Annotated in this window: 26 protein-coding genes and 1 riboswitch; of the genes, 10 read left to right on the top strand and 16 right to left on the bottom strand. The window is 67.3% G+C overall.

Translation table 11 applies throughout. The features are described from left to right. Positions 1-34: 34 nt before the first annotated feature. From AC1DW4_RS10385 to AC1DW4_RS10395, 3 genes are all read right to left on the bottom strand, one after another. Positions 35-1,381, bottom strand: a complete 1,347-nt coding sequence (locus tag AC1DW4_RS10385) for a hypothetical protein (RefSeq protein ID WP_477017185.1) — start codon at positions 1,379-1,381, stop codon at positions 35-37. Positions 1,382-1,544: 163 nt separating this feature from the next. Continuing rightward, positions 1,545-2,090 carry an energy transducer TonB family protein gene (locus AC1DW4_RS10390; protein WP_477017186.1) on the bottom strand — a complete coding sequence of 182 codons (546 nt, stop codon included), beginning with the start codon at positions 2,088-2,090 and terminating at the stop codon, positions 1,545-1,547. 1 nt (position 2,091) lies between these two features. After that, on the bottom strand, positions 2,092-2,865 hold the full coding sequence (locus AC1DW4_RS10395) for a YebC/PmpR family DNA-binding transcriptional regulator (protein WP_477017187.1): 774 nt from the start codon (positions 2,863-2,865) through the stop codon (positions 2,092-2,094). A 242-nt stretch (positions 2,866-3,107) separates the two neighbouring features. Here AC1DW4_RS10395 and AC1DW4_RS10400 point away from each other — a divergent pair, with 242 nt between their 5' ends. Beyond that, entirely contained in the window at positions 3,108-3,293 is a 186-nt protein-coding gene (locus AC1DW4_RS10400; RefSeq protein WP_477017188.1) for a hypothetical protein, read from the top strand. A gap of 20 nt (positions 3,294-3,313) precedes the next feature. Here the strand turns inward: AC1DW4_RS10400 and AC1DW4_RS10405 are convergent, their stop codons facing one another. Both AC1DW4_RS10405 and AC1DW4_RS10410 read right to left on the bottom strand, forming a co-directional pair. Continuing rightward, positions 3,314-3,655, bottom strand: a complete 342-nt coding sequence (locus tag AC1DW4_RS10405; protein WP_477017189.1) for a hypothetical protein — start codon at positions 3,653-3,655, stop codon at positions 3,314-3,316. Between the two features lie 123 nt (positions 3,656-3,778). Further along, the gene (locus tag AC1DW4_RS10410; RefSeq protein ID WP_477017190.1) at positions 3,779-4,210 is read right to left on the bottom strand and encodes an acyl-CoA thioesterase; all 432 of its coding nucleotides are present in this window, start codon (positions 4,208-4,210) and stop codon (positions 3,779-3,781) included. Between the two features lie 125 nt (positions 4,211-4,335). On the opposite strand from AC1DW4_RS10410, the gene AC1DW4_RS10415 reads away from it, so the two are divergent. Beyond that, on the top strand, positions 4,336-5,469 hold the full coding sequence (locus AC1DW4_RS10415; protein ID WP_477017191.1) for a zinc-dependent alcohol dehydrogenase family protein: 1,134 nt from the start codon (positions 4,336-4,338) through the stop codon (positions 5,467-5,469). On the opposite strand, the gene AC1DW4_RS10420 is transcribed toward AC1DW4_RS10415, so the two are convergent. Continuing rightward, positions 5,362-5,994 carry a hypothetical protein gene (locus AC1DW4_RS10420; protein ID WP_477017192.1) on the bottom strand — a complete coding sequence of 211 codons (633 nt, stop codon included), beginning with the start codon at positions 5,992-5,994 and terminating at the stop codon, positions 5,362-5,364. The two genes, AC1DW4_RS10415 and AC1DW4_RS10420, sit on opposite strands and share 108 nt — an antisense overlap. Before the next feature lie 142 nt (positions 5,995-6,136). On the opposite strand from AC1DW4_RS10420, the gene AC1DW4_RS10425 reads away from it, so the two are divergent. Both AC1DW4_RS10425 and AC1DW4_RS10430 read left to right on the top strand, forming a co-directional pair. Further along, positions 6,137-6,646: a DUF1993 domain-containing protein gene (locus AC1DW4_RS10425; RefSeq protein WP_477017193.1), complete on the top strand. Its 510-nt coding sequence runs from the start codon at positions 6,137-6,139 to the stop codon at positions 6,644-6,646. A gap of 301 nt (positions 6,647-6,947) precedes the next feature. Beyond that, positions 6,948-7,601: a hypothetical protein gene (locus AC1DW4_RS10430; protein WP_477017194.1), complete on the top strand. Its 654-nt coding sequence runs from the start codon at positions 6,948-6,950 to the stop codon at positions 7,599-7,601. On the opposite strand, the gene AC1DW4_RS10435 is transcribed toward AC1DW4_RS10430, so the two are convergent. The 4 genes from AC1DW4_RS10435 to cuyB form a co-directional block, all read right to left on the bottom strand. After that, positions 7,583-8,446 carry a ribokinase gene (locus AC1DW4_RS10435; RefSeq protein WP_477017195.1) on the bottom strand — a complete coding sequence of 288 codons (864 nt, stop codon included), beginning with the start codon at positions 8,444-8,446 and terminating at the stop codon, positions 7,583-7,585. The genes AC1DW4_RS10430 and AC1DW4_RS10435 overlap by 19 nt on opposite strands. Beyond that, a complete protein-coding gene (locus AC1DW4_RS10440; RefSeq protein ID WP_477017196.1) occupies positions 8,443-9,381 on the bottom strand; it encodes a nucleoside hydrolase in 939 nt (312 codons plus the stop codon). The genes AC1DW4_RS10435 and AC1DW4_RS10440 overlap by 4 nt, the downstream gene beginning before the upstream one ends. A gap of 90 nt (positions 9,382-9,471) precedes the next feature. Beyond that, positions 9,472-11,904, bottom strand: coding sequence for a PhoX family protein (locus tag AC1DW4_RS10445; protein ID WP_477017197.1), 2,433 nt, complete (start codon positions 11,902-11,904; stop codon positions 9,472-9,474). A 126-nt stretch (positions 11,905-12,030) separates the two neighbouring features. Continuing rightward, positions 12,031-12,699, bottom strand: a complete 669-nt coding sequence (gene cuyB / locus AC1DW4_RS10450) for a cysteate racemase (RefSeq protein WP_477017198.1) — start codon at positions 12,697-12,699, stop codon at positions 12,031-12,033. 104 nt (positions 12,700-12,803) lie between these two features. Here cuyB and AC1DW4_RS10455 point away from each other — a divergent pair, with 104 nt between their 5' ends. Further along, positions 12,804-15,134, top strand: coding sequence for a glycoside hydrolase family 95 protein (locus AC1DW4_RS10455; RefSeq protein ID WP_477017199.1), 2,331 nt, complete (start codon positions 12,804-12,806; stop codon positions 15,132-15,134). Here AC1DW4_RS10455 and AC1DW4_RS10460 read toward each other — a convergent pair. From AC1DW4_RS10460 to AC1DW4_RS10480, 5 genes are all read right to left on the bottom strand, one after another. Then, positions 15,131-15,781 (bottom strand): glutathione S-transferase family protein, encoded by a 651-nt coding sequence (locus AC1DW4_RS10460; RefSeq protein WP_477017200.1) that lies wholly within the window; start codon positions 15,779-15,781, stop codon positions 15,131-15,133. The genes AC1DW4_RS10455 and AC1DW4_RS10460 overlap by 4 nt on opposite strands. Beyond that, positions 15,778-16,779 carry a D-cysteate sulfo-lyase gene (gene cuyA, locus AC1DW4_RS10465; RefSeq protein WP_477017201.1) on the bottom strand — a complete coding sequence of 334 codons (1,002 nt, stop codon included), beginning with the start codon at positions 16,777-16,779 and terminating at the stop codon, positions 15,778-15,780. Before cuyA ends, AC1DW4_RS10460 begins: the two co-directional genes overlap by 4 nt. A gap of 61 nt (positions 16,780-16,840) precedes the next feature. After that, a complete protein-coding gene (locus tag AC1DW4_RS10470; protein ID WP_477017202.1) occupies positions 16,841-17,242 on the bottom strand; it encodes a BLUF domain-containing protein in 402 nt (133 codons plus the stop codon). A gap of 122 nt (positions 17,243-17,364) precedes the next feature. Beyond that, positions 17,365-17,784 (bottom strand): DUF4260 domain-containing protein, encoded by a 420-nt coding sequence (locus AC1DW4_RS10475; RefSeq protein ID WP_477017203.1) that lies wholly within the window; start codon positions 17,782-17,784, stop codon positions 17,365-17,367. After that, complete coding sequence (locus AC1DW4_RS10480) at positions 17,781-18,494, bottom strand: DUF4386 family protein (RefSeq protein WP_477017204.1); 714 nt, start codon at positions 18,492-18,494, stop codon at positions 17,781-17,783. Before AC1DW4_RS10480 ends, AC1DW4_RS10475 begins: the two co-directional genes overlap by 4 nt. Before the next feature lie 97 nt (positions 18,495-18,591). On the opposite strand from AC1DW4_RS10480, the gene AC1DW4_RS10485 reads away from it, so the two are divergent. Genes AC1DW4_RS10485 through AC1DW4_RS10495 form a run of 3 tightly spaced genes read left to right on the top strand, consistent with a single transcriptional unit; the run spans position 18,592 to position 20,459 of the window. Further along, entirely contained in the window at positions 18,592-18,993 is a 402-nt protein-coding gene (locus AC1DW4_RS10485; RefSeq protein WP_477017205.1) for a hypothetical protein, read from the top strand. Further along, positions 18,993-19,607, top strand: coding sequence for a TetR/AcrR family transcriptional regulator (locus tag AC1DW4_RS10490; RefSeq protein ID WP_477017206.1), 615 nt, complete (start codon positions 18,993-18,995; stop codon positions 19,605-19,607). Before AC1DW4_RS10485 ends, AC1DW4_RS10490 begins: the two co-directional genes overlap by 1 nt. Positions 19,608-19,658: 51 nt before the next feature. After that, a complete protein-coding gene (locus tag AC1DW4_RS10495) occupies positions 19,659-20,459 on the top strand; it encodes an alpha/beta fold hydrolase (RefSeq protein WP_477017207.1) in 801 nt (266 codons plus the stop codon). Between the two features lie 9 nt (positions 20,460-20,468). Here AC1DW4_RS10495 and AC1DW4_RS10500 read toward each other — a convergent pair whose 3' ends face one another. Further along, a complete protein-coding gene (locus tag AC1DW4_RS10500) occupies positions 20,469-21,719 on the bottom strand; it encodes a bifunctional alpha/beta hydrolase/OsmC family protein (RefSeq protein WP_477017208.1) in 1,251 nt (416 codons plus the stop codon). 93 nt (positions 21,720-21,812) lie between these two features. After that, positions 21,813-21,921, top strand: a riboswitch (TPP riboswitch). Between the two features lie 161 nt (positions 21,922-22,082). Here AC1DW4_RS10500 and thiC point away from each other — a divergent pair. Next, the gene (gene thiC, locus AC1DW4_RS10505; protein WP_477017292.1) at positions 22,083-23,915 is read left to right on the top strand and encodes a phosphomethylpyrimidine synthase ThiC; all 1,833 of its coding nucleotides are present in this window, start codon (positions 22,083-22,085) and stop codon (positions 23,913-23,915) included. A gap of 49 nt (positions 23,916-23,964) precedes the next feature. Further along, positions 23,965-26,409, top strand: coding sequence for a P-loop NTPase (locus tag AC1DW4_RS10510; RefSeq protein ID WP_477017209.1), 2,445 nt, complete (start codon positions 23,965-23,967; stop codon positions 26,407-26,409). Positions 26,410-26,424: the final 15 nt, after the last annotated feature.

Raw genomic sequence — 26,424 nt, forward strand, 5'->3', positions numbered from 1 at the left:
AACCCGGTCCCCCATCACCGGTTCCCCTCGACGCCTAGCCCACCAGCGCCTGGACCGCGCCCTGCGGTTCGATCGAAGCGAACCGGCCGCCCCGCTCGCGCCGCGCGGCCTCCAGCGCCGCCGCCGACATCGCGCCTTCGGCTCGCGAGCGTTCCAGCTCGGCGCGCAGGGCTGACGCCTGCTGCATCAGGGTCTGGGCCTTGGCGTGGTGATCGTCCTGGGCAGCGGCCAGCTTGGCCTGCAGCTTCAGCATCCGGTCCTCGGCGCGGGCGATGGCCTTGTCGTGGGTCGCGGCCGCCTTGGTCAGCATCTCGGCGCGGTCGACGGCCGCCAGACGCGCGACCTCCATCCCGGCCAGACGCTGGCGCGCGTCCTCGGCTTCGGTCTCTAGGCCCTTCACCCGCTCCAGTGCGCGGTCGAGCGCGATCTGCAGGGTTTCCGCCTTTCGCTCGGCCGTATGCTGACCGGTCTGAAGGTCGCTCAGACGCGTGGCCTGCTCGGTGTTCAGGGCCTCCAGTCCGTTGGCGCGGGCTGTGGCCGTGTCCAGGCGCGAGGACAAGGCCGCGATCTCGGCGCGGGCCGTCTCGACCTGGGTTTCCAGCGCCCGCATCGCCCGGGCGGTCTCGGTCTGTTCGGAGGACGTGCGGGCCCGTTCGGTGGCCAGCAAGCCCTCGTTGGCGGCCGATGCCCGGGCCAGGGCGGCCAGTTCGGCCCCGACCTCGTCCATACGGCGGCGCAGGATGGTGTTTTCTTCGGCGGCCAGGGCGTGGTCGCGCTGCATCTGGGTGCGCGCGCTCTCGGACTCGGCCCTCAAGCCCTCCGCCTGTTTCAACTGGCTGCGCAGCGCCTCCTGGTCCTGTTCCAGTTCACGGATACGCTGCTCGGCCGCGCGCTGGCTGGTCTCAAGCGTCTCGGCCCGGGCCGTGGTCTGTGACAGTTCGCTGCGGAGGCGGTCGGTTTCAAGACGTGCGTCCTGCAGGGCGCTCGTGTGCTCGCCGTTGCGCGCGGTCAGCTCCTCGACCCGGCCCTCCGCCTCGGCCAGGGCATCGGCCACGGCGCGGGCTTCGGCGTTCAGGGCCGCCAGACGTCCGTCGATCTCGACGTTGGCGGCGCGCAGGTTGATCAGTTCGACATGGCTGTCGCGCCGCGACTGGAACTCCGCCTCCAGGGGTTGCCGAAGCTGGCCCAACAGGGTCTCGAAGGCGCCGAAATGGGTCGCCATCTCGGCCATCTGGTCCAGACTGTCCTGAATGGTCTCGAACCGCTCGCCGATGACGCCGGCGCTGTCGAAATTGGCATTGGCCGTCGTGGCGGCGGCCGGCGCCGCGCGCTCGCCCTTGCCGTTCCGCGACAGAACCCGGTCGATCCTGGACAACATCATGGTCGTGCTCCCGCCCTGTGGGTGAGATGACGCCTGACATCGGCGGCCTCGAATCGAGCCTGTCATTCTCCCCTGAGATGAAAGGTTAACCGGCGTTAACCGGGGTGTCGATACCACCGGTCCTTTACGGTGGCGGACATATCGCGCCGCGGCCCCGGTGGCGTCAGGGTGCCGGTTCGAACCGCATCGTGAACCGGACCGTGCCCCCCGTCGGCACGCCATCGACCGTTCGGGGGGCCATGCGCGCCGTCCGGGTCGCCTCCAGCGCCGCGGAACCGAACCCCTGCCCCTGGGGAACCTCCTCGACAATCGTGCACGCTCCCAGCCGGCCCGTGGGCGCGACATCGCAGGCCAGCGAAACACGGCCGGAACGCATCCCGGTCCCCGGAGAATAGGGATAGACCGGGCTGGGCACGGTGACCCAGGCGGGACTGGTGATCGTGTGGCCATCCACGACCCGGGTCGCGGGCGGATCGCTTTCGCCGGGAAGCGGACGGGCTGCGGCCACGGTCGTGGTCGATCGCATCTGCGCCAGCCTGCGCTCGATCAGGGGCATGCTGTCGCGCCAGACCCCGGCGATGATCCAGGCCAGCCCGACCAGCAAGCCCAGGATCAGACCCCAGATCATCACGACCTGCAGGATGCGCAGCGTCCTCGACGGGCGTCGGACCGCCTGTGCCGAAAGCGCGATATCCTCCGACTCGCTCATCTCAGCCCGCGTATTTGGCCATGTCCTCGTCGGAGATGTCCTCGTTGGAATAGACCATGGACACGTCGTCCTCGGCGTCCAGCGCGTCCAGCAGCTTCATCAGCGTGCCGACCGCCTCGCCGGTCACGGGCACCTCGGACTGGGGCTTCCACACGATGGCGGTGGATTTCGGATCGCCCAGCACCTTGGACATGGCCTCGGCCACCTCGTTCAGGTCCTCGAATGCGGTCCAGATGGTGTGCCCCGGCGCGTCCTCATAGATGTCGGGCTTCACCAGGTCGCTCTCGACATCCTGGGCCCCGGCCTCGATCGCCGCCTCCATGACGGCGTCCTCGGTCCCCGCCTCGGCCGCGTAGACGATCTTGCCGACCTTGTCCCACATGAAGGCGACCGAGTTCATCTCGCCCAGCGCGCCGCCGTTCTTCTTGAACGCGGTGCCGATGTTGGAGTTGGCGCGGTTCCTGTTGTCGGTCAGGGCCTCGACGATGATGCCGACGCCGCCGGGACCACGCCCCTCATAACGGACCTCCTCCATCGTATCGACGTCGCCGCCGGCCGCCTTGTTGATGGCGCGCTGGATCACGTCCTTGGGCAGGCTTTCGGCCTTGGCGTTGTTGACGGCCAGGCGCAGGCGCGGGTTCAGGGCGACGTCGGGCATTCCCGACTTGGCCGCGACCGTGATGTCGCGCGACAGTTTCGAGAACAGCTTGGACCGCACCGCGTCGGCGCGGCCCTTCCTGTGCATGATGTTCTTGAACTTGGAATGGCCGGCCATCTTTGCCTCTCGAAAGGCGCTGCCGCTCGACGCGCCCCCCGGTCCGATCTCAGATCGGCCGGGCGACAGGCTCCGTCTCGCTGCTTGAGCGCAAGGTTTGTGGGACCGCCCGCTGGCTGCACCGGCGCGGATCGGATCGGATTGAGCAGCGCCTCTAGCCCATGGCCGCGCGGCTGTCACGGCGTGCGGAACCGCTGCCATTGGCGGGGGTTTCAGGGGGCGAACCTCCCCGGAGCCGAACCATGCAAGCCGAAGACGTCTATTACGACGACGAAACCCCGGACGAAGCCGACATCGTCGAATGGTACGAAAAGCGCCCGGTCACCGTCTCGACGGCCGTCGCGACCGGCTCGATCGTCGGGGCCTTCGCCCTGGGCGTGCTGACGGCCGTGGGTGCTCTGGCCCTGCTCGGCTACATGGACGACTGATCCGCCTGACGCCGCCGGAATCAGATCTGCGGGGCGGGGGTCTGGGCGTCGTCTTCCGCGTCTTCGGCCTTGACGTCGGTCGTCTCTGCCGGCGCCGGCGTCGGCGCGGGTGTCGCCGCCTGCGCCTCTTGCTGCGCCCGGCGTGCCGCTTCGGCCTGGGCCGCCGCCGCCATCTGCGCCTCTTCCTCGGCGAAGCGCCGGTCTTCGGCCAGTCTGGCTTGACGACGGGCGGAGCGGTCCATCATCTGCTGCATGCGCGACTGCACCATCACCGGAGCGGCCGTGGCGGGCGCCGGGATCACCGCGTCCAGACCCAGCAGGGTGACGGCACTCAGGACGGCGATCTTGATGGCGTGGGACATGAGGGTGCTCGTGGAGGAAGAACGAAGTTCCCCTACCCTTGCGCATTATTACAGGAATGCAATGTGTGTTTTGACGCGCTCGCGAAACCGTGACGGTTTTACACCATTCATGGGCGATGCGGACTAGGTCCGCAGGTTCTCGACGACCCGCCTGAGGGCATCGGGAAGCGGTTTGGGCCGACGCGTCTCGGCATCGACATAGACGTGCACGAAATGGCCGATGGCGGCGGGTTCGCTCGACGCCCTGCGAAAGACCGCGAAGCCGTAGGTCACACTGGACGTGCCGATGTGGTCGACCTTGATCCCCACCTCGATGACGTCGGGAAAGGCCAGCGAGGACGTGTAGCGGCAGCCGCTGTCGACAACCAGTCCGATCGAATCCTTCAACACCCCGGCGATGATCAGGTGCGCGTTCACCGCCGAATCCACGAATTCGTAGAATTTGGCGTTGTTGATGTGGCCGTACTGGTCGTTGTCCGCCCAGCGCGTCGAGACGGTGTGAAAGGCGTTGTAGGTCGAGCGGTGGGCCAGGGCCCCTTCGTCGCGTTTCGGCATCGGTGTTTCGTCCCTTGTCTGGCCGGCGTTCGATCCGACCCTTTTTCTCGTCGGACGCTCGGGCTTGGCCTCCGCCGCGTCAAGCGCCTATCGAGGCGGATCCGCGCGTTTTCATCCGACAGGCCATGACCCAGATCACCACCCGCGCCGCTGTCCTTCGCAGCCTGGGGGCCGCCCGCCCCTATGCCGCCAGCCGTCCCTTGTCGATCGAGACCGTGACCCTGGACCCGCCGGGTTCCGGAGAGGTGCTGGTCGCCGTCAAGGCCGCCGGCCTGTGTCATTCGGACCTCAGCGTCATCAACGGCGACCGGCCCCGGCCCCTGCCCATGGCCCTGGGGCACGAGGCGGCGGGCGTGGTGGAGGCGCTCGGCGAGGGCGTCACCGATCTCAGCATCGGCGATCACGTCGCCATGGTCTTCATGCCGTCCTGCGGCCACTGCGATCCCTGCGCAGGCGGCCGTCCCGCCCTGTGCGAGCCGGGGTCCGCCGCCAACGGCCGGGGCGAGCTTCTGGCGGGCGGCAGGCGCATCCACCACGGGCCCGAAGCCCTGAACCACCACCTGGGCTGCTCCGCCTTCGCCGACCGCGCGGTGGTTTCGCGCCGCTCGCTGGTGAAGGTCGATCCGGCCCTGTCGTTTCGGGAGGCCGCCCTGTTCGGCTGCGCGGTCCTGACCGGCGTCGGGGCCGTGGTGAACACTGCGGGCGTCACCGCGGGCCAGAGCGTCGTCGTCGTGGGCCTGGGTGGCGTCGGCCTGGCCAGTGTGCTGGGCGCGCTCGCCTGCGGGGCCTCACCGGTCGTCGCCGTCGATCTGTCCGAGGACAAGCTGGCGCTGGCCCGTACGCTCGGCCCGGTGCACACCGTCAATGCCGCCGACCCCGACGCGGTTGATCAGGTCCGCGCCCTGACCCGGGGCGGAGCCGACGTCGCCGTCGAAATGGCAGGATCCGTCCGCGCGCTGGAGGCCGCCTGGAAGATGACCCGGCGCGGCGGCACCACCGTCACCGCCGGCCTCCCCCCGCCCGATGCGACGCTTGCGGTCAACGTCGTCTCCCTGGTGGGTGAGGAGCGGACGCTGAAAGGGTCGTACATCGGCACCTGCGTGCCCAGCCGCGACATTCCCCGCTACGTCGCCCTGTACCGCCAAGGGCGGCTACCGGTCGACCGGCTGATGAGCGGCACCATCGGGCTGGACGACATCAACGCCGGGTTCGACCGGCTTAACGCCGGCGAGGTCGTCCGGCTGGTCGTCACCTTCTAGTGGCGGCGTGGCCACCTCCATCGGCGGTGCCACGACCGGTTCCGGCGGCGACGGCGGCAGCGGCGTGGTGCAATAGTCGAAGAAGGCCGCGATCTGCGTCCTGCCGGCGTCCTTGGCGGTCAGGGTCAGGTCCGCGTCGTCCAGGCCCACCGCCAGCGCGTTTCCGTCACGCAAGGCCGCGAAGACCGGATGATCGGCGGCCGCGTCCCTGTCGCGGCGAAAGGTGCCTGTCGCCGTGCCGCTGGTCAGGACCGCCTCGCCGGTGCCGTCCCAGCTCGTACCGACCCTCTGGCTGTCCGGCAGGCAACTCATGTGGAACAGACTGACGCCCTCGGCCCAGTCACCGTCGCCGAAATCCAGATCGGCGGAGCCGCCGTGCGCCACGAAATGCCAGTCGTAGTCCGGGGGGACAGGATCGCCCCCGACCCTGATCGCCTCGCCGGTGGCATCGCCGCCATTCCCCGACACGGGCTGGCAGGCCCCAAGTCCCATTGCGAAGCCCACGGCGATCAGGGATCGAATCATGCAGTCAACCGGCGAACGCACCGTCCCCCCGACGGCGGGCGGACCCTAGAACCATTCCCGCCCTGTCGCCAAGCTGTCACGCGCGAGTGACACAGCGATGCGGCGACGCTACAGCCCGTCCCAACGATACAGGAAACGCACCATGGCCACCGAACTCTACGACCTCACCGTGCCCGGTTTCACGCGGGGCCTGCGCGCCCTGTCGGCCATCCTGGACAAGGCCGTGGCCCATGCGACCGAGACCGGGGTCAATGCCGACGACTGGCTGTCGCTGCGCCTGATCGACGACATGAACCCGCTGATCAAACAGGTCCAGACCGCCTGCGACAGCCCCAAGCTGTGCGTTGCGCGCCTGTCCGGCATCGCCGCCCCGGTCAACGACGATACGGAAAAGACCATGGCCGACCTTCAGGTCCGCATCGCCGACACCCTGGCCTACGTCCAGTCCGTGCCCCGCTCCGCCATCGACGGCCAGGAAGCCCGTGACGTGACCCTGACCTTTCCGGGCGGAGAGATGAAGTTCCTGGGCCTTCCCTATGCCATCGGCTTCGCCCTGCCGAACTTCTACTTCCACCTGACCACGGCCTACGGCCTGCTGCGTCAGGCCGGCGTGCCTCTGGGCAAGCGGGACTACATGGGCGCGCCGGGCTGAGGCACCGCCCCGGCAAGCCGGTCGCGGAACTCGTAGCAGAAATTAGCGTTTCTGCTCCGTCTGTTCACGGAATGAGTGCCGTCTTGATCGTCAATCAGTTCAAGGGTCGGGGCCGCTCCGCTGTCTCGCGACAGGACCGTCCGCGAGGCGGCTGGCTTTTCCGCCTGTTCATGGCCTGGTTCTCTCGCGGCGACGGTCGTCGCTGATCTCCCGGCGTGACGGCATCTGACATCGTGTCGGAAACGCTTCCCAAGATCGGCGTTTGGCCCCAGATCATCCAGCCGTTGCCTTGGGGATCGTCATGGTCATTCGCAGTGTCGTCGCCGCTTTCGCGGTTCTGTCACTCTCGGCCTGCGATCACGGAGACAAGGCCGCGATCGAGGCGGACCAGACCGCCGCTTCGACCGCCTCGACCGGCCCTGCCGAGGCTGTGCTCGTCGAGGTCTGGCAGGCCGCCAATCCAGGTCAGACCCCGCCTGGGATCGACGACCTGTCTGCTGCCTTCGACCCCGGCTTCGCCCAGATCGCCAAGGCCGGCAACGACGTCGATAACGCCTTCATCACATCGACCCTGACCTTCATCAAGGCGGTCCAGAGCGCCGATCCGCGCTTCTGCGCCGAGGCTCCGCTAGCCCGGTTCCGGCCTGAAACCCTGGCGGCGGTTCCGGCCGAGGCCCTGCCGGCGTTCCGCAAGATGCTGACCGATCGCCTCGCCGTCATCACCGATGGCGCGTCCCATACGGCCCCGTCCGAGAACCTGATGTCCGGGTCGATGCAGAGCCTCTCGGCCGCGCTCGGCGATGGTCAGGCGCTGGAACTTTTGCCCCAGATCATGTCCGGCGCCACCTATGATGCAGCAGCAGGCTGCGCGGCCACCATCACGGCCTGGGAAGGCTTCAACACGGTCACCCAGTCGCCCCAGCTGATGAAGGCGCTCTATTCGGGCGAGCTGTAGGCCTGCGCCATCAAGGCCTCGACCTCGGCGCGCGTCGGCAGTGACGGTTGCGCGCCCGGCCGCGTCGCGGCGAAGGCACCTGCGGCACAGGCAAAGGTCAGCGCGCTTTCAGGTGCCATTCCTTCCAACAGTGCCACCGTGATCGCTCCCACGAAGGCATCGCCCGCTCCGGTCGCGTCCACCGCCGTGACCGTCGGCGGCACGGCCCGTGCCACCTCCTGCCCGCGCTGGAACATCATCGCCCCGCCCGCCCCATAGGTGATCACCACCCGACCCCCGCCGTGATGCAGCAGGTCGCCATAGAACTCCGCCTCGACCTCGTTGACGACGATCAGGTCGCAACGTCGCAAGAGCTGGTCCGACACCGGTTGCGCCGGGGCCAGGTTGGCGCAAACGAACTCCGTCGCTCGTCCCACGGCCGCCTCGACCACGGCGATCGGCAGTTCCAGCTGGACGATCAGCGGCGTCTCGATCCGGGCCCACAGCTGCTCAATGGTGATGGTGTGATTGGCCCCGGCCGCGACCACGATCTGGTTCTCGCCGGAGGGGTCCACCGCGATCAGGGCCACACCGGTCGGGGCCTCGACGTCCGTCTCCGTCCCCGACAGCTCGACCCCGAAGGCTTCCAGCAGGGCCAGCGCCTCGTTCGCCATGTCGTCGTCGCCGACCCGCCCGATCAGGGAAACCTTGGCCCCCAGCTTGGCGGCCGCCAGCGCCTGGTTCGCCCCCTTGCCACCGGGATGCCGCGCCAGCGTCGCCCCCGTCACCGTTTCGCCCGCCAGCGGCAGGCTCGGCGCGCTGGCCACCAGATCCAGGTTGATCGATCCGACGACGGTGATGTTCACGACCCATCCCCCAGCCGCCGGGTCAACAGGTCGAACACCCCCTGCCCGTCCGCCCAGGTCGCCCAACGGTGACGTGCCGTGGCCGGATCGACCCGAAACTCCACCGCCGTATGTCCCCGCGTCAGGTCGCTCCCGGTCTCGACCTCGATCCGGCAGGGCGCCAGCCGGAACAGCGCCGGATTCAGCAGCCACGCCACCGTGCACGGATCATGCAAAGGTGCCGCATCCCAGCCGACGATGTCGCGCTCGATGCTCTGCGAGAACCGCAGCAGCTTCGCCGCCGTCTGCGCCCTCTCATCGGCGACCGCCTCCAGCGCTGCGATCCGGTCTTCGGTCGCCCGCACCTGATGCGTCGCGTCCAGCCCCAGGACGATCATCTCGCACCCCGAAGCGAACACTTCCGCCGCCGCGTCCGGATCGGCCCAGATGTTGAATTCGGCCGACGCCGTGATGTTGCCGCCCTCGGAGCGCGCCCCGCCCATGGCCACCACCGGACCCAGCCGCGCGGCCAGGCGGGGCTCGGCCCGCATCGCCAGCGCCAGGTTCGTCATCGGCCCCATAACGGCCAGGGCGACCGAACGCTCGGGCGCGTCCATCACGGTCCGCGCGATCGCCTCCGCCGCATGACCGTCCGCCAGCGGAGCGTGGGGCTCGAACACCTCCAGCCCGCCCAGCCCCTCGGCACCGTGGAATTCCCCCGCCCCCGCTGGCTCGCGTCGCAAGGGCTCGCCCGCCCCTGCGAGCACCGGCACGTCCTCGCGCCCCGCGATCTGCCGCATGATCCGGGCATTGCGACTGGTCCGTTCGACCGGGACATTGCCCCCCACGGTCGTGATCGCCTTCAGGTCCAGTTCGGGCGAGGCGAAGGCCAGCAACAGGCCGATGGCGTCGTCCACCCCGGGGTCGCAGTCGATGATCAGGCTCTGGCGTCTCACACCGCCTGAATGCAGACGGCTGGCGATCCTCGCAACGAAAAAGGGGTGCGCCATCGCTGGCGCACCCCTCCATTCGATCTGGACGGTCGGTTAAAGGCCGACGACGCCGGTATCGTCCTTGGTGATGACGATCGTGGCCGAGCGCGGACGCGAACCCGTGCCGCCCGTCTGGCTGGCGGGCCAGGACGAGGTCGGCGTGGCGGCCGAGCCCAGTTCGCCCGGATGCTGGATGTTGACGAAGATCGTGCGACCGTCGGGGGTGGAGTCGATCCCGGTGATCTCGCACTCCTTGGGTCCGACCAGGAAGCGGCGCAGGGTCATGGCCGGGGCCTTGCCGACGAAGGTCGATTGGGTTCCGGTCGCGGCCCCGACCGTGTTGGTGATCGTACGCGCGCCGCCGTCGCCGACGACGCCGGGCTGGGCCAGCAGCATCTGGTTGTTGGTCTGGTCGGTGTAGGCACCGTCGTCGGTTTGGATCCACAGCAGCGGATTGACCAGCCCAGACGCGTTCTGCGGCCGCCCGAACCAAAGGCCGTCCGGCGAAGAGAAGTCGTTGGTGGCGTCCAGGCCCGACAGGTTGATGTTGGCGGCGTTCAGATCCGATCCGGCTCCGAAGGCGTAGACGTCCCAGGTGAAGGACACCGCTTCCGGCGTATTGCCCGCCTCGCGCAGGCGGATGATGTGGCCGTTGGGGTTGCCGGTCTGAGCGGCTGCGCCCTTCGGATCGTTGTACGCGCGCGGGTTGGCCGCGTCGGTCGTCGACGGCGTCCTGGCCGAATTGTTCGTCAATGTCAGATAGACCTCGCCGTTGACCGGATTGACCGCCGCCCACTCCGGCCGGTCCATCTTGGTGGCACCCACAGCGTCCGCCGCATGGCGGGCGTTGATCAGCACGTCGGCCTGGCCGGAGAAGCTGTAGGGGCCGTAGGCCGATGTCACGAAGCCCTGCCCGAACACCAGCGGCAGCCATACGCCTGTGCCGTTGGCGTCGTAGCGCGCGACGTACAGGGTGCCGTTATCGAGATATTTGTCACCGATCGCCAGGCGATCCGTGGCCTGGGCATCCGCCGCGGCCCAGGACGTGGCCGACACGAACTTGTAGAAATACTCGCCGCGCGAATCGTCGCCCATGTAGAAGACGGGCTTGCGGCCCGCCACGAAGGCCGCAGGCCAGGCCCCTTCGTGGCCCATCCGGCCCAGCGCGGTGCGCTTGCGGGGCACGGAGTTGACGTCATAGGGATCGACCTCGACGACCCAGCCGAACTGGTTGGCTTCGTTTCGGAAATCCTGCGTGGCGTCGGCGGCCAGGGTGGACGTGTTCCACTTGGCGAACACCGTGGACCCGACGGTGGACGGCGTCACCGAGGCCCAGTTGTTGGCGCCCGAGGCGCCCTGGGCGATCCCGTAGCGGTTGAAGCTGGCGACCTCCTTGGCCGTGCGCACCGCGTTGTCCGTCGCTGAACGACGGAAATAGCCGGCCCAGTTCTCCTCGCAGGTCAGATAGGTGCCCCAGGGGGTGAAGCCGTTGGCGCAGTTGTTGATCGTGCCGCGTCCGGCCACGCCCGTCGGCGAATAGGCGGTAAACAGGGCCGCATTGCCCCGGACCGGACCGTTGAACACGGTCGGCGTATTCGGCGTGATGCGGCGGTTGAAGGTCGAGTTCTGCACGTAGCTCCACCCCGTCGTGCCGCGCAGAACCTCGATGACGCTGACGCCGTGGCACTCGATCTCCTTGATCGCCTCGGCCTCGGGTCGCGCGCCGGCGACGGAGGTGGGACCGTTCACGTGCAGATAGGCGGGGGTGATGTTTTCGTGGTTCATCGCCAGCAGGCCGCGCGTGCTGGAGGTGTCGTCCCGGAGGCCGGTCGACGCACCCAGGCCGAAGAAATACATGCCGTCGTGGTGATCGCCCGCGCGGGTCGCGAAGCCGGTGTCGGTGCCGTTGTTGGCATAGGCCGGCGTGACGGTGTTGATCGGGTCGCCCAGGCGGTACAGCACATTGACCGAATAGCCGGCCGGCACCGTCACCACGTCCAGCAGGTTCTTGGGAATGGCGGTGAAGCCCAGGGCGGCCGGGCCGACGATGACCGTCGTCGTGGCCGAGGTGGGCACGCCGTTGCCACCCGATCCGCTGAACGAGAAGACCAGATTGGTCGCCGTCGTCACCGACGGGGCGATGAAGGTGGCGCTATTGGTGTTGGCGTTGGTCAGGACCACGGTCGGGCCCGATTCCTGGATCCACTGAACGCTGTTTGCACCCGTCGCCGTGCCGGTCAGGGTCACGACCCTGCCCGAGGTCGTCGCGCCTGTGGCACCCGCCATCACCGTGGCTTCAGTGCGGCCTCGTCCATCGCCTTCGTCGCACGCCGCGAGGCCGAACAGAGCCGCGACCGAGGCCATGCCGCCCAGAACGCCACGCCGCGACTGGCGCTGTTCGATGATCGATCCGAACGTCGGATTGGACGATGTGTTCAACTCGACGTTGCCATCGTCGTGGCTGCCGGTCAGATGGATCTCGGACATGGATGTTCCCCCAGATAAATGTCTGGGTGCCATCGGTATCGACGATTGTTGAGACCCAAATGTCCGATTTCTGACCGTTTCGTGGGGAATGGAAGACGCGGCGGCGACGTGCACACCGTGTTCGGATCAATCGTCCAGACAGGCGTCCACGCACGTCTGGGCCAGCACCTCGGCCGAATCCACCAGCGGCACCGACACGGCCTTCCCGTCCAGCAAAAGCGGAACCTCCGTGCACCCGGCGATGATGGCCTCGGCCCCCGCCTTGACCAGCGCCCCGGCCAGTCGCGCCATCTCCGCCCGGTTCGCCGCGCCCGTATCGCCTCGCTTCACCCCGTAGACGCAGGCCATGAAGGCCTCGCGGTCCGCGCCCGTCAGCAGCACGGGCTGCACCGCCTCCGCCCCCAGCGCCGACCGATACAGCGCCTCGCCCCCCGGGGTCGCCAGGATACCGATCGCGCGCGCTTCATATCCTTTGGCCACCGCCACCGTCGCCGCGATCATGTCGATGAAGGGCAGCCCGACCGCCTCAATCCCCGCCTTCTGCGCATGGGCGGTGTTGCAGGGCATGGCCAGCACCTGGGCGCCCGCCGTCTTCAGGCGCGCAGCCATCGCCGCCAGCTCCGCCTCCGCCTCGCCGGGCCGCGTGTTCCGGTCCGGCACCTGCGGGTTCATGTCCATGACCACCCGGATGTGATCCGCATCGCCGCCGGCGGGCGTCAGCGCCTGCACCCGCCCCAGAAACGCCACCGTCGCCGCAGGCCCCATGCCGCCCAGAACACCCAGGATCTTGCTCATCGAATCCGCCTCATCGTTCGCGATCCAGTCTGCCCCGCTTTTGTTGCGACATCGACAGCGGCGAATTGTAATACAAATGGCGAAGCGGTCTTTGGAGGGTTGGAATGCTGTCTCGGCGTGAGGCGATCGTGGCCGGTCTCGGTGCAACTGTGACCACCCTGCCGGTCGGACCCGCCCGATCCCAGTCCGCCGCATCCGACCTGATGCTCTGGTATCGCCAGCCCGCCGCCGCCTGGACCGAGGCCCTGCCGATCGGCAACGGACGCCTCGGGGCCATGGTCTTCGGCGGGGTTGCGCGCGAACGCCTTCAGCTGAACGAAGACACCCTGTGGGCCGGCGGCCCCTACGACCCGGCCAACCCCAAGGCGCTCGACAACATCCCCCGCCTACGCCAGCTGATCGAAGAGGAACGCTGGGTCGAGGCGCGCGATTTCGCCACCGCCTATGTCATGGCCACCCCGATCCGCCAGATGTCGTTCAACAGCCTGGGCAGTCTGTATCTGGACTTTCCCGGCCTGGGCCAGACCTCCGACTATCGCCGTCAGCTCGATCTCCACGCGGCCCTGTCCACGGTCGCCTTCCAGGCCGACGGAGCGACCCATCGCCGAGAGGCCTTCGCCTCCGCCATCGACCAGGTGATCGCCGTCCGGCTGACGGCCGCCCCCGGCACCCTGACCTTCACGGCCGCCTTCGAGAACCCCGTCGGAGCCGCCGCCGTCGCCAGCGTCGAGGGCGACGACACCCTGATCTTCGCCGGCCGCAACGGCACCCAGAACAGTGTCCCCGGTGCCCTGGCCTACCAGACCCGCGTCCGCATCCTCCGGTCCGGTGGCCGCACGACCGTCGAGGATGACACACTGACCGTCACCGGTGCGGACTCCGTCGTGCTGCTGATCGCGGCGGCGACCAGCTATCAGGCCTTTCGCGACGTCTCGGGCGACCCAGCGGCCCGCACCCGCGAGGCCATCGCCGCCGCCGCCACCAAGGGCTGGGATACCCTGCTGGCCGATCATCAGCGCGAGCATCGCCGCCTGTTCCGTCGGGTCTCGTTCGACGTCGGCCGCACCCCCGCCGCTGACCGCCCGACCGACGAACGGGTCGCGACCTCCCAGACCTCCGACGACCCGGCCCTGGCCTCGCTCTACTACCAGTATGGCCGCTACCTGCTGATCGCCTGCTCGCGGCCGGGCACGCAGCCGGCCAACCTCCAGGGCCTCTGGAACGAGACCAACGCGCCGCCCTGGGGCTGCAAATACACCGTCAATATCAACACCGAGATGAACTACTGGCCGGCCGAGCCGACGGGTCTGGGCGAGTGCGTCGAACCCCTGGTCGCCATGGTCAAGGATCTGGCCGTCACCGGCGCCCACACGGCCCGGGTCATGTACGGCGCGCGCGGCTGGGTCTGCCATCACAACACAGACGTCTGGCGCGCGACCGCCCCGATCGACGGCTCGCAGTACGGCATCTGGCCGACCGGCGGAGCCTGGCTGTGCAAGCACCTATGGGACCGCTGGGACTATCACCGCGACCCCGCCTATCTGGCCGACATCTACCCAGTGCTGAAGGGGGCCAGCCTGTTCTTCCTGGATACGCTCCAGGTCGAAAAGGGCACCGGCTATCTGATCTCCTCGCCGTCCATCTCGCCGGAAAATACGCATCCGGGCGGCACGTCCCTGTGCGCCGGCCCGACGATGGATCAGCAGATCATCCGCGACCTGTTCACCAACACCGTGGCCGCCGGCGACCGCCTGAACCTGGACCGCGACCTGCGCGCCCGGATCGTCGCCGCGCGCGACCGGCTGGCCCCCAGCGAGATCGGCTCCACCGGCCTGCTCAAGGAATGGCGCGCCGACTGGGACACCCAGGCCCCCGAACAGACCCACCGCCACGTCAGCCACCTGTACGGCGTCTATCCCTCGGATCAGATCACCGTGCGCAGGACGCCCGAACTGGCCGAGGCCGCGAAACGCAGCCTGACCGTGCGCGGCGACATCTCCACCGGCTGGGCCATCGCCTGGCGGCTGAACCTGTGGGCACGGCTGGGCGACGGCGACCGGGCGCACCGAATCCTGATGCATCTGCTCGGCCCCGACCGCACCTATCCCAACCTGTTCGACGCCCACCCGCCGTTCCAGATCGACGGCAATTTCGGCGGCGTGTCCGGCATGACCGAGATGCTGCTGCAGGATCATTCGGGCGAGATCGCGCTGTTGCCGTCGCTGCCCACCGCCTGGCCGAACGGCTCCGTCACCGGCCTGCGCTGCCGGGGCGGTTTCGGCCTTTCGATCCGCTGGGCCGAGGGGCGTCTGGTCGAGGCTGAACTGTCCAGCGACCTGGGCGAGCCCTGCACCGTCCGCTACGGCGAACGCACCCTCGCCCTGACCCTCGCTCGCGGACGGCGTCAGTCCCTGACGCCGGAATCGTTCGTCTAGGACGACTGGCTGGCCTCGAACACGGCCAACTGTGCGGCGAACGCCCGCTGGAACGCCGGACGCGCCTGCCCACGCGCGACATAGGCCTGCAGGTTGGGAAAGCCCTCTAGCAGTGCGAACGCAGCGGGCCTCAGCAAGACCTCGACCATCATCAGGTCCCCGGCGCTGAAGTCACCATCCAGCCAGTGCGCTTCGTCCAGCCGGTTCGACAAGGAGGTGAGCCGCCGGTTGACCCGTTCGACCAGCATGGCGTCTCGCTCCGCGAACCACGGCTTGTCGCGCTCGACCAGCATCGCGGCTTCCCGCTCCACGATCGGCGGCTCCATCGTGCTCAGCGCGCAGACCAGCCAGGTCGCCGCCCGCGCCCGTGCCTCCGGATCGGTCGGCAGCAGTCCCGGATGCTGGCCGGCGATGTGCAGCACGATCGCGCCGCACTCGAACAGCGTCAGGTCCCCTTCCTCATAGGTGGGAATCTGGCCGAACGGCTGGCGCGCCAGATGTTCCGGCTGCTTCATCTCAGCGAACGAGACCAGCCGCACGTCATACGGCTGGCCCACTTCCTCCAGCGCCCAGCGGACCCGCATGTCACGCGCCAGCCCGCGCCCGCGATCGGGCGACGCCTTGAACGCGGTGATGGTGACGGTCATCCGAACATCGCGTCCAGTTCGCCCTGGTACCCGAACAGTCCCTGCGCCCCGCCGGTGTGCAGGAACACCACCCGCTCGCCCTCGAACCGACCGGTCTTCGCCAGGGCGATCAGCCCCTTCATCGCCTTGCCGGTATAGACGGGGTCCAGCACGATGCCGTCGGTCCGCGCCGCCAGGACCAGGGCATCCACCACCCCCTGATCGATCAGGCCGTAACCCGCGCCGACATAGTCGCAATCGGCGACTACCATCGCGTCCGTCACCCGGTCGGCGTGACCCAGCAGCATGGCGGTTTCCTTCGCCAGCTTCAGCACATTGGCTTCCTGTTTCTCCCTGGGCGCGCGGACCCCGATGCCCAGGACCGGGATGTCCGCTCCCAGCACGGCCAGTCCGGCCACCAGTCCCGCGTGCGTGCCCGCGCTGCCGGTCGCCGTCACGATCCGGTCGATGGCCAGGTCCAGCTCGTCGGCCTGCACCACGATCTCGCGCGCGCAGTCCACATACCCCAGCGCCCCGACCGCGTTCGACCCGCCACCGGGGATGACATAGGGCCGCCCGCCACGCGCCCGCACCTCGTCCGCCGATTTCTCCAGCTCGGCCGGCATGTCCGATCCTCCGGGCACGGAGCGAATGGTCGCTCCGAACAGCCGGTCCATCAGGACGTTGCCGTTGTGGACATAGTCGACGGCCCTGGACCCCGTCCGCTCCTCCAGGATGACTTCGCACTTCAGTCCGGTCGCCGCAGCCGCCGCCGCCGTCTGGCGGACATGGTTGGACTGCACCGCGCCCTGGGTGATCAGGGTGTCCGCGTCGTGCTCGAACGCATCGCCCAGCAGGAACTCCAGCTTCCGCGTCTTGTTGCCGCCGCCGGCCAGGCCCGTGCAGTCGTCGCGCTTGATCCAAAGGTCGATGCCCAGCGCCTCCGACAGCCGGGGCAAGGGCTCCAGCGGCGTGGGCAGGTGCGCCAGGCGCAGACGGGGAAAGCGGGCGAGGTGCATGGGTCGGCCTTGTCGGGTTTGCCCCGTCGTAACACCGCGCCGGCATCGACGCGAGCGATCCTCAGCCCTGCGTCACCGCCTCGCGCAGCAGGCAGACCGTGCGGCCCGGATCGTCGGCGGGGTTCGACACCACCGCCTTCAGCCTGGCCTCCAGCGCGGGGGTGATCCGGGTCGCGGCCATGGACCAGTCGGCGAACGAGCGGGTCTCGATCGGCGCACGTTCGATGACCTGAATGTCCTTGTGACGCGGGTCGCGGTCCAGCCGGCGCAACAATCCGTCCAGCACGTCGGATGGGCCTTCGATGACCTGCAGGAACCGCCCGTCGTGGGCGGCCAGCGCGCCGGTCAGACCGTCGCGGTCATTGTTCCGTTGCGATTCACCCAGGATGGCGGCGACGTTCATCAGATTGTCGGTCCGCCCGGTCGCCGTGCTGCCGTACAGCACCCGTTCAAGCCTCGCCATCACCGCTCACTCCGCTCGACCGTTCCGAAAGGCTATGGGCCCGGAGTAAGCGAAAGGTAAACCTTTGCCGATAAACAGAAATGTCCGGTTTCCGACAGAGTGGGCAGCGATGGTGGGCCCGGTCATCGTCCGGTTTTGACGGCCTTGGCCGCCTTGCCGACCGGCCCAAGGTGGGTGTGGTCGAAGCTGGAGGCATACTTCAGCCCGTATCCGACCAGTCGGTCCCACCCGATGTGCGCGCCCCAGATCAGGGCGAACGGCAGGGCGGCGGGCATCACCGTCAACCCGACCGCCGCCAGCGCCATCGGCCCGATCTCGGTGTGGGTGGCGTTATAGGCCACGGTGCCCGCCCCGCGCCACAGCACATAGGCCAAGAACGACAGGTCCGGGGCCAGGAACAGCCCGGCGAACCACCACCACGACGCTCCGGTCTGGTGATACAGGAAGGCGCACAGGGTCAGGACGCCCAGCCCTTCGAGCCTGAGCAGAGCCTTGGGCCAACCCTTCGTGCCGCCCTCGGTCTGGAGGATCGCGTTCGTCATTTCGTCTCTCCCTGGACGAGCCAGGTCACGCCGAGGGCCAGAAGCCAGACGAGCCAGGCGGTGAACACCCACTGGGTGATCTGAAAGTCGGGGAAGGCCGGATCGACCGTGGCCAGAAGCTCGGTCTGGCCCAGGATCCACAGCGGCGACAGGACCAGGGCCACGACACCCAGCGCCCGCGTCCACAGTCCCCGCGCCAGCGGCCCGCGCACCAGCGCCAGCCCCATGGCCAGGGTCCAGGCCGCCAGCAGGGTCTGGCCCAGCCACTCGCCGATCGCGACGCCCGCAAACTGATGCAGCCCCTGATAGACCGCGACCGCTCCGGCCGATTCCATCGGATCGCCGTGCAGGGCCCGGTCCGCCAGCCCGGGGACCACGAAGGGCCAGCGCGACAGACCGACGGCCTGCGCCACCGCCGAGGCCGCGCCCGCCGCCGCCGCCCAGCCGGGCAAGCGCCCGCCCTCATCATTCACCGCGTCCCCGACCCAGCCGGACACCCACAGAAAGCCCAGGGCGCAGGCGGCGAAGGCCAGCCAGATCAGGATCAGCTCCGGCCCGCCCGCCTCGAACGCCGCCAGCACGTCCAGCGGCGGCTCGCGAAGCACGTCGTCGTATCCGAACCGGTCCACCAGCAGGGCGTACGGCACGTTCACGGCCAGGGCGAAAGCGATCATCGCCGCTCCGGCCTTTCGTCTCATCGTCATGGTCATTGCATTTTCCTGTTGTCTCAGTTGTGGGACTTGTATATGTCCCAGCATCGAGACATGTCAATCCCGACCTGATCTCGCCGAACCAAGGAGCCTTCCCGTGAACATCGCCTCGCCCCTCATCGCCGCGCCCTTCGCGGCCCTTCTGACCCTGGCCGCCTGCGCCGCGCCGCGCGTCGGCGTGGACACCCTCGACACCCTGGCGGCTCAGTCGCCGGACGAGATCGTGGCCAGCGCACTCGGCGTCGATGCCTTCGCCGCCTGCTTTCAGGAACGCGCCGACTTCCTGCCGCTCAGCCGCTTCGTGAAGACCGACGACCAGTGGCGCTATTCGCTCGCCGGCTATGGCGCGGCCTATGAGAGCGTGACCATTCGCCCGACCGCGACGGGGTCCGAGGCGCAGGTCCGGATGGGCAACTACGACAGCCGCTGGGCCGCCAATTTCGAAAAGGACCGCGCCGGGGCCTTGCGCGCCTGCGCCGCCTCGGACACGAACGGCTGATGGCCGTTACAGTCAAAGCCAAACCCCGCGATCGCGCCGCGACCGAGGCGGCCATCGTGACCGCCGCCGAGACCCTGCTGCTCCGCGATGGCTGGACCAGTCTGAACGTCAACACCCTGGCGGCCGAGGCCGGGGTCGATCGCAAGCTGGTCTATCGCTATTTCGAGGGGGTGGAGGGGGTGGTCGAACGGCTCGCCGGTCGGCTGGACCTTTGGCTGGGGGAAACCCTGGCCGCCCATCCCCCGGTCGCGGCGACCAGCTACCGCGCCTTCGCCCGCGAGATGCTGCTGGGCTATCTGGGCGCGCTCCGGGCCAACCCCCTGATCCTTCGCCTCGTCGCCTGGGAGCTCAGCCAGGACACGCCCCTGCTGCGTCGGCTGGAGACGGCCCGCTCGGCCGTGCTGCAGCGCTGGACCGCCTCGCGCCGCCCCGACATTCCGATGCCGACCGGCGTCGATGTCGTGGCCCTGAACGTCGTCTTCCTGGCCGCGGTCCAGCACCTGGCCCTGGCCGCCGCCACCCGCGACCGGTTCGCGGGCGTGACCCTGGACGACGCCGGCTGGCTTCGGATCGAGGCGGCCATCGACCGCCTGCTCGAGGCCTACCCGGCCTGACCCTTCATTCCGCCGATGCGGCGGGATCCTCACATCTCAGAAAGACACCTCATGCCCGACATCATGATCGGCGGCGTTCGCCTGCACTACGACATCCACGGCGACGGTCCCGAAACCCTCGTCCTCGTCCACGGCCTGATGCTGGCCTCGCCGTCCTGGGAAGCCCAGGTCGCGGCCTTCTCCGACCGCTATCGGGTCATCACCTTCGACCTGCGCGGCCAGGGGGGCTCGGCCCATGTCTCGGCCGGTCTCGATCTCGACAACCTGGCGGCCGATACCGCAGAGCTGATCGACCGCCTGGCGGGCGGACCCTGCCATCTGGTCGGCTTTTCCATGGGGGCCTTCATCGCCCTGCGCGTCGCGGCCCGGCGACCCGACCTGGTCCGCACCCTGACCCTGATCGGGCCCAGCGCCGAGGCGGAGGCTCCCGAGAAGATGCCGGCCTACCGGCTGCTGATCGCCCTGGTGACCCTGTTCGGTGCCCGGCCGTTCGTACGGCCGCTGATGAAGATCCTGTTCGGCGACACCTTCCTGACCGATCCGACCCGGCGTGCCGAGCGGGCGCAGTGGCGGGCCATGCTGCGCGCCCTGCCGCGATCCCTGGCGCGGGCGGCGGCGGCCTCCGCGGCGCGCGGCGCGATCGGGCATGAGCTGGTCCGCATCACCGCCCCGACCCTCGTCGTCTCGGGCACCGAGGACCGTCCGGTCCCGCCCGCCACGGCCCGCGCGGTGGCGGACGGCATCCCAGGCACGCGCTTCCTGTCCGTCCCCGATACCGGCCACGCGGTGATGATCGAGCGGCCCCAGGTGTTCAACCGGGCCCTGGCATCCTTTCTGAGCCGGGAGGCCTGAGGGGCCGGCTCAGCTCGCGCAGGCGTCTTCCATCTCGGCGAAATGCTCGGTCTCCGGGGCCGGCTCCATGGCGGGCGCGGCCAGGGTCAGGACCCGCGCGCCGGCCTCCAGCGTCCGGTGGACCGGGCATTTGTCGGCGATCTCGAACAGCCGCGCGCGCTGATCCTCGTCCAGCGGGCCGTCCAGGACCAGCGTCCGCTCGAACACATCGGGCGGCGTCTGCCCCGCCTGCCGCTCGTGCCGCACTTCGACCGAGGCCTTGTCCAGCGGCAGGCCCTTCTTGTCCGCGTACAGCCTCAGCGTCATCACCGTGCACGCCCCCAGCCCCGCCGCCACCAGCTCATAGGGCGTCGGCCCGCTGGCCAGGCCACCGACCGACACCGGCTCGTCGGCCAGCAGCATCGCCCCGCCCGCCTCGACCCGGACCTGGAACTTGCCGGCCCCCGTCTCGGCCACCCGCACCACCCCGTCGGCGGCGGGCGCGGCCAGAGGCGCGGGCATTTCGTCGATGTAGCGACTGGCCCAGGCCGCGATCACGCTCGCCGCATAGGCCGCGTCTTCCGGCTTCGACAACAGGTGGTCGGCATGGTCCAGCGAGACGAAGCTCTTGGGATGTTTCGCCGCCAGGAAGATGCCGGCCGATTCCTCGATCCCCACGATCTGGTCCACCGGCGAGTGCAGCACCAGCAGCGCCCGCTTCAGGTTCGCCAGCCGCGTCTTCTGATCCTGCATTCTCAGATCGTCGGCGAAGCCCGCCCCGACCGAGACCGGCCGCCCGCCGACGCTGGCGGTGTGGGTCTCGCCATGGGCCAGCGCGTCCGCTTCGGGTCCCAGCAGCTTCAGCACATGGGCCACGTCGAAGGGGGCCCCGATGGTGGCCACGCACCTGATGCTGGGGATGTCGCCCGCCGCCGCGATCGCCGCCGCCCCGCCCAGGCTGTGGCCGACCAGCAGCCCCGGCGCGCAGCCGTGCGCCGCCATGTGCGCCGCCGCCGCCACCAGGTCGCCGACATCGACGGTGAACCCGGCCGGCATCGCGGCCACGCCCTTCTCCCCGATCGCGGCGAAGTCGATCCGCAGCGTGCCCACCCCTTTCGCCGCCAGCGCCCGGCTGATCCGCGTCGCCGCCAGGTTATCCTTGCCGCAGGTGAAACAGTGGGCGAACAGCGCCCAGGCTCGCGCCTGCCCGTCCGGCCGATCCAGCCGCGCCCGCACGCGGCGTCCATCCGCGCAATCGAAGTCGAAGGGTTCAGTCTGCATCGCGGCTCTCCCGGCTGAACCGCCAGCCTAGCCCGCCTGTTCGCCGCCCGCCCGCGAAAGGTTTCCTTTCCGCGCGCGATCGGCCTATCGTGATCGCGTTCTCCGGGGGGTCGCATCGAAGCGGCTGAGATTGGCGTGATCGCCTGACCCGTCGAACCTGATCCGGGTCATGCCGGCGAAGGGATGAGTAACACGGGGTCCACGCCGATGGACCGCGCGATCCGTTCGTCGGCGGAGCCCTCAAACGCAGAGGCCGCCATGAACGTCCACGTCACCCCGCAAGCCAACGCAGACGAGGCTCAAGCAGCGATCGACCGCGTCGAGAGCGATAGCCTCCCGCTTCAAGTCGCCCGCGAGCAGGTGATGAAGGAGACCGGCACCATCCCCACCGGCGAACGCGCCGGGTCGCGCAAGGTCTATGTCGCCGGCGAGCTCTACCCCGACATCCGCGTCCCCTTCCGCGAGGTCGCCGTCCACCCGAGCGCGAACGAGCCGCCGGTGACGATCTACGACTCCTCCGGCCCCTACACCGACCCGACCGTGACCATCGACATCAAGCGCGGCCTGCCCCTGGTCAAATCCAGCTGGCAGCTGGATCGCGGCGACATCGCCGCCGTCCTCAACCCCCGCGAGGTCAAGCCCGAGGACAACGGCCACGCCAGCGGCAAGACCCTCGCCCCCCGCTTCGACGTCTCCAACCACCGCGTCTTCAAGGGCGTCCCCGGCCGCCCCACGACCCAGTACGAATACGCCAACGCCGGCATCGTCACGCCCGAGATGGAATATGTCGCCATCCGCGAGAACCTGCGCCGCGAGCAGACCGCCCCCTGCATCCGCGACGGCGAGGACTTCGGTGCCTCGATCCCCGACTTCGTCACGCCCGAGTTCGTGCGTCAGGAGATCGCGCGCGGCCGCGCCATCATCCCGCACAACATCAACCACCCCGAGGTCGAGCCGATGATCATCGGCCGCAACTTCCTGGTGAAGATCAACGCCAACATCGGCAACTCGGCCGTCCTGTCCTCCGTGGACGACGAGGTCGACAAGCTGGTCTGGGCCACCCGCTGGGGCGCCGACAACGTCATGGACCTGTCGACGGGCCGCAACATCCACAACATCCGCGACTGGATCATCCGCAACTCCAGCGTCCCCATCGGCACGGTCCCCATCTATCAGGCGCTGGAGAAGGTGAACGGCGTCGCCGAGGACCTGACCTGGGAGGTCTATCGCGACACCCTGATCGAACAGGCCGAACAGGGCGTGGACTATTTCACCATCCACGCGGGCGTCCGCCTGCCCTTCATCCCCATGACGGCCAAGCGCGTCACCGGCATCGTGTCGCGCGGCGGCTCCATCATGGCCAAGTGGTGCCTCAGCCATCACCGCGAGAGCTTCCTCTACGAGCATTTCGAGGACATCTGCGACATCATGCGGGCCTACGACGTGTCGTTCAGCCTTGGCGACGGCCTGCGTCCCGGCTCCATCGCAGACGCCAATGACGAGGCCCAGTTCGCCGAGCTGCGCACCCTGGGCGAACTGACCAAGATCGCCTGGGCCAGGGGCTGTCAGGTCATGATCGAGGGCCCCGGCCATGTGCCGATGCACAAGATCAAGGCCAATATGGATGAGCAGCTGAAACACTGCCACGAGGCGCCCTTCTATACGCTTGGCCCGCTGACGACCGACATCGCCCCCGGCTATGACCACATCACATCGGCCATCGGCGCGGCCATGATCGGCTGGTTCGGCACGGCCATGCTCTGCTACGTCACGCCCAAGGAGCATCTGGGCCTGCCCGACCGTCAGGACGTCAAGGACGGCGTCATCACCTACAAGATCGCCGCCCACGCCGCCGACCTGGCCAAGGGCCACCCCGCCGCCCGCCTGCACGACGACGCCCTGTCGCGCGCCCGGTTCGAGTTCCGCTGGGAGGACCAGTTCAACCTCGGCCTCGACCCCGAGACGGCCCGCAAATACCACGACGCCACCCTGCCCAAGGAGGCCCACAAGACCGCCCACTTCTGCTCCATGTGCGGCCCCAAGTTCTGCTCCATGAAGATCAGCCAGGATATCCGCAGGGACGCGGCGGCCCAGAACGACGCGGGCGGCTCGCTGGCGGACGCGGAGGCCGGCATGGCGGAGATGTCGGCGAAGTTCCGGGCGGGGGGCGGAGCCATTGAGGTGAAAGTCGATTGATGTCGACAAACCCGCGACTGCAGTTAGCTTGAGACCGGGAGAGAGGCTCATGGCAATTTCATCACTGGAGGAACTCGACGCGACACAGCTGGCGGCAACTGCCAGTTCGGTCCGCTCGGGCGACTACAATCTGTTCCTCGGTGCTGGCGTGAGCCTCGACTCGACCGGTGGCGATGGAGAGCTGCTACCAACGGGCTGGAAGCTCCAAGAGTCTTTGAGCCAAGCGGCCCATATATCCACTACGTCAGCGCTGCAGCGAGCATTCTCGGCGTTAAACGACACCCAGATCGAAGAGCTAGTTACTAAACGCTTTTCGCCTTGCAAATCTGGAAAATCCTTGGCTGGCTTCCCCAGTTTCTTATGGAAGAGAATTTTTACTCTCAACATCGATGACGCACTAGAGCACGCATATGAGTCATCTAACAGTATACAGAAGTGCGAGCCCGTTCATTTCAAAGATGCATTCTCCGATGCGCGGACTCTAGCCGAAGTTCCAATAGTCCATCTCCACGGATGGGCTAGGACGCCGGAACGAGGATACGTTTTCTCACGCGCTCAGTATGCCTCAGTGATGGCAGACAACAATGCCTGGATGACAATCCTTGCAGATATAATGCCAGTAGAGCCTTTCATCGTGTCAGGAACGGCGCTTGATGAAGTAGACTTGGATTTCTACCTTGCTCGGCGGACCTCGGATTCTGCTCGTCAGGACAAGGGGCCATCGTTCTACGTAAAGCCGGATCCCGACACATTCACGGAAAAAGAATGCGAGCGATACGGACTAACTCTGTTTATCGGTACGATCGAGCAGTTTTTGTCCGAGCTCGATAAAATTGTTCCGAACAGGCCGTCCGCTCACGAACTGGTGTCACAAGACGCTAGGTCATTGTTTTCGGAGAAAATCTCGAACGAGATACTGCTTTCGTTCGCTAACGACTTTGAAACCGTACCCAAATCGGTGAGCGCGAGCTCGGCGAATGCGATCAGGTTCGCCTACGGACATGTTCCCGACTGGTCGGACCTAGAAGGCGGCTGGGACGTCGGACGAAACCTGACTGGTCGCGCTCTGGGAATCGTGAAGGCAATGATCGAAAGAACACTGCCTGAGCGAGTCTTGATAATTGAAGACGATAGCGGGGTCGGGAAATCAACGGTACTTAGAAGAGCAGCATTTGAGTTAAGCCGGACTGGCACCACAACGCTAATTTGCTCGGCATTGAGCCGCATAGAACCGGCCACCACCGTCGAGGCCCTTCGGCACATTGATGGCCCACTTGTTATTGTGGTCGATAATCTCGCAGATCAGGCCCAGTCCATAAACAATATCCTCGAACTATCCGAGAGAACAGACATCGCTTTCCTATGTGCGGAACGGTCTTACAGGCACCACCACATTCAAAGAGCGTTTGGTGGATCGACCTTCAAAACCGTTCTTGGCCTAAAGCTTTCACCTCCCGAGGCCGCTCAACTTCTTGCAAACTATGAAAAGCGCGGATGGGTGGGAAATCGGACCGCTCTGTCCAATCGCCCGGATTTCATCCGTAAGCTCTCCAAAGAACCGATTGCCGTTGCCTGCTGCCATATTCTTCGCGATATGCGGCCCCTCGACAGGATAGTAGAATCGGCATTCGCGGAGGGTCAGGCCACCGAACGCGCTAGATACCTTCTGGCCGCGTTGGCACGCGTGTGTTTTCCCGGCGGCGTTAGGTATGACGTTCTAACCGCTGCATCAACGTTTGCCGGCCTAAATGCTCAATTTGCGCCCAGCCACCCCCTACCGTTGACGTTCTACGATAGGCAGCACGAATTTGTTGCGCCGCTCAATGTAACAATGGCGGAAAGGACCCTGGAGAGAGCTCCCCGCGAGGAGCTAGCGAAAGCGTTTCGACGGTTGGCGATCGCGATCGCCCCACGGGTCAACCGCGAAACTATAAAGCGGCGAAGCCCGGAAGCTCGCCTTGCGGGTCGTCTTTTCGATTTTGAAGATATAATAAAGCGGTATCTGGGGAACGATGCCGAGTCGTTTTACGAAGACGTCAAAGGATCTTGGCGATGGAATTCCCGCTATTGGGAACAAGTCGCGTTGTTCAATTTGTCGCGTTACCGCGCCACGTCTGACCCCTTATTTCTAGACCAAGCAATACAGCACTCTCGGCATGCGGTGGCGGTGGAAAAACATGCTTTCACATTAACCACTTTAGCCAGAATGCTCATGGCGCAGATGCACGACGCACGCTATTCGAAGGACGATGCGTTTCGGGAAGCCTTCGACTTGCTACAAGAAGCAATCTCTCAAGAGAAACGTCGCGGAAGAGCGTCCGTTCATGCCTATGTCAATTTGTTCCGAGGGACTACAGAATACATAGAGCTCGGCGGAGAGATTGGAGACGATCAGTATCAAGATTTGATTTCTAGAATTAAAGACTCGAAGGAGTATTTTCCTCGAGATCGTGAGCTCAGAGATATAAGAAAGCAGCTAGAAGCCGCGATCTGATCAGGTAGGCGTCCG

This window comes from Brevundimonas sp. P2_A6 (genome assembly GCF_056404975.1).

Bases quoted from the DNA above. Each gene is read 5' to 3' on its own strand.
- AC1DW4_RS10405 (WP_477017189.1), bottom strand. From the start codon at position 3,655: ATGTCCCACGCCATCAAGATCGCCGTCCTGAGTGCCGTCACCCTGCTG.
- AC1DW4_RS10495 (WP_477017207.1), top strand. From the start codon at position 19,659: ATGCCCGACATCATGATCGGCGGCGTTCGCCTGCACTACGACATCCAC.
- AC1DW4_RS10425 (WP_477017193.1), top strand. From the start codon at position 6,137: ATGGCCACCGAACTCTACGACCTCACCGTGCCCGGTTTCACGCGGGGC.
- AC1DW4_RS10475 (WP_477017203.1), bottom strand. From the start codon at position 17,784: ATGACGAACGCGATCCTCCAGACCGAGGGCGGCACGAAGGGTTGGCCC.
- AC1DW4_RS10455 (WP_477017199.1), top strand. From the start codon at position 12,804: ATGCTGTCTCGGCGTGAGGCGATCGTGGCCGGTCTCGGTGCAACTGTG.
- AC1DW4_RS10490 (WP_477017206.1), top strand. From the start codon at position 18,993: ATGGCCGTTACAGTCAAAGCCAAACCCCGCGATCGCGCCGCGACCGAG.
- thiC (WP_477017292.1), top strand. From the start codon at position 22,083: ATGAAGGAGACCGGCACCATCCCCACCGGCGAACGCGCCGGGTCGCGC.
- AC1DW4_RS10510 (WP_477017209.1), top strand. From the start codon at position 23,965: ATGGCAATTTCATCACTGGAGGAACTCGACGCGACACAGCTGGCGGCA.
- cuyA (WP_477017201.1), bottom strand. From the start codon at position 16,779: ATGCACCTCGCCCGCTTTCCCCGTCTGCGCCTGGCGCACCTGCCCACG.
- AC1DW4_RS10470 (WP_477017202.1), bottom strand. From the start codon at position 17,242: ATGGCGAGGCTTGAACGGGTGCTGTACGGCAGCACGGCGACCGGGCGG.
- AC1DW4_RS10445 (WP_477017197.1), bottom strand. From the start codon at position 11,904: ATGTCCGAGATCCATCTGACCGGCAGCCACGACGATGGCAACGTCGAG.
- AC1DW4_RS10395 (WP_477017187.1), bottom strand. From the start codon at position 2,865: ATGGCCGGCCATTCCAAGTTCAAGAACATCATGCACAGGAAGGGCCGC.
- AC1DW4_RS10410 (WP_477017190.1), bottom strand. From the start codon at position 4,210: ATGCCGAAACGCGACGAAGGGGCCCTGGCCCACCGCTCGACCTACAAC.
- AC1DW4_RS10420 (WP_477017192.1), bottom strand. From the start codon at position 5,994: ATGATTCGATCCCTGATCGCCGTGGGCTTCGCAATGGGACTTGGGGCC.
- AC1DW4_RS10400 (WP_477017188.1), top strand. From the start codon at position 3,108: ATGCAAGCCGAAGACGTCTATTACGACGACGAAACCCCGGACGAAGCC.
- AC1DW4_RS10390 (WP_477017186.1), bottom strand. From the start codon at position 2,090: ATGAGCGAGTCGGAGGATATCGCGCTTTCGGCACAGGCGGTCCGACGC.
- AC1DW4_RS10460 (WP_477017200.1), bottom strand. From the start codon at position 15,781: ATGACCGTCACCATCACCGCGTTCAAGGCGTCGCCCGATCGCGGGCGC.
- AC1DW4_RS10480 (WP_477017204.1), bottom strand. From the start codon at position 18,494: ATGACCATGACGATGAGACGAAAGGCCGGAGCGGCGATGATCGCTTTC.
- AC1DW4_RS10500 (WP_477017208.1), bottom strand. From the start codon at position 21,719: ATGCAGACTGAACCCTTCGACTTCGATTGCGCGGATGGACGCCGCGTG.
- AC1DW4_RS10385 (WP_477017185.1), bottom strand. From the start codon at position 1,381: ATGATGTTGTCCAGGATCGACCGGGTTCTGTCGCGGAACGGCAAGGGC.
- cuyB (WP_477017198.1), bottom strand. From the start codon at position 12,699: ATGAGCAAGATCCTGGGTGTTCTGGGCGGCATGGGGCCTGCGGCGACG.
- AC1DW4_RS10430 (WP_477017194.1), top strand. From the start codon at position 6,948: ATGGTCATTCGCAGTGTCGTCGCCGCTTTCGCGGTTCTGTCACTCTCG.
- AC1DW4_RS10415 (WP_477017191.1), top strand. From the start codon at position 4,336: ATGACCCAGATCACCACCCGCGCCGCTGTCCTTCGCAGCCTGGGGGCC.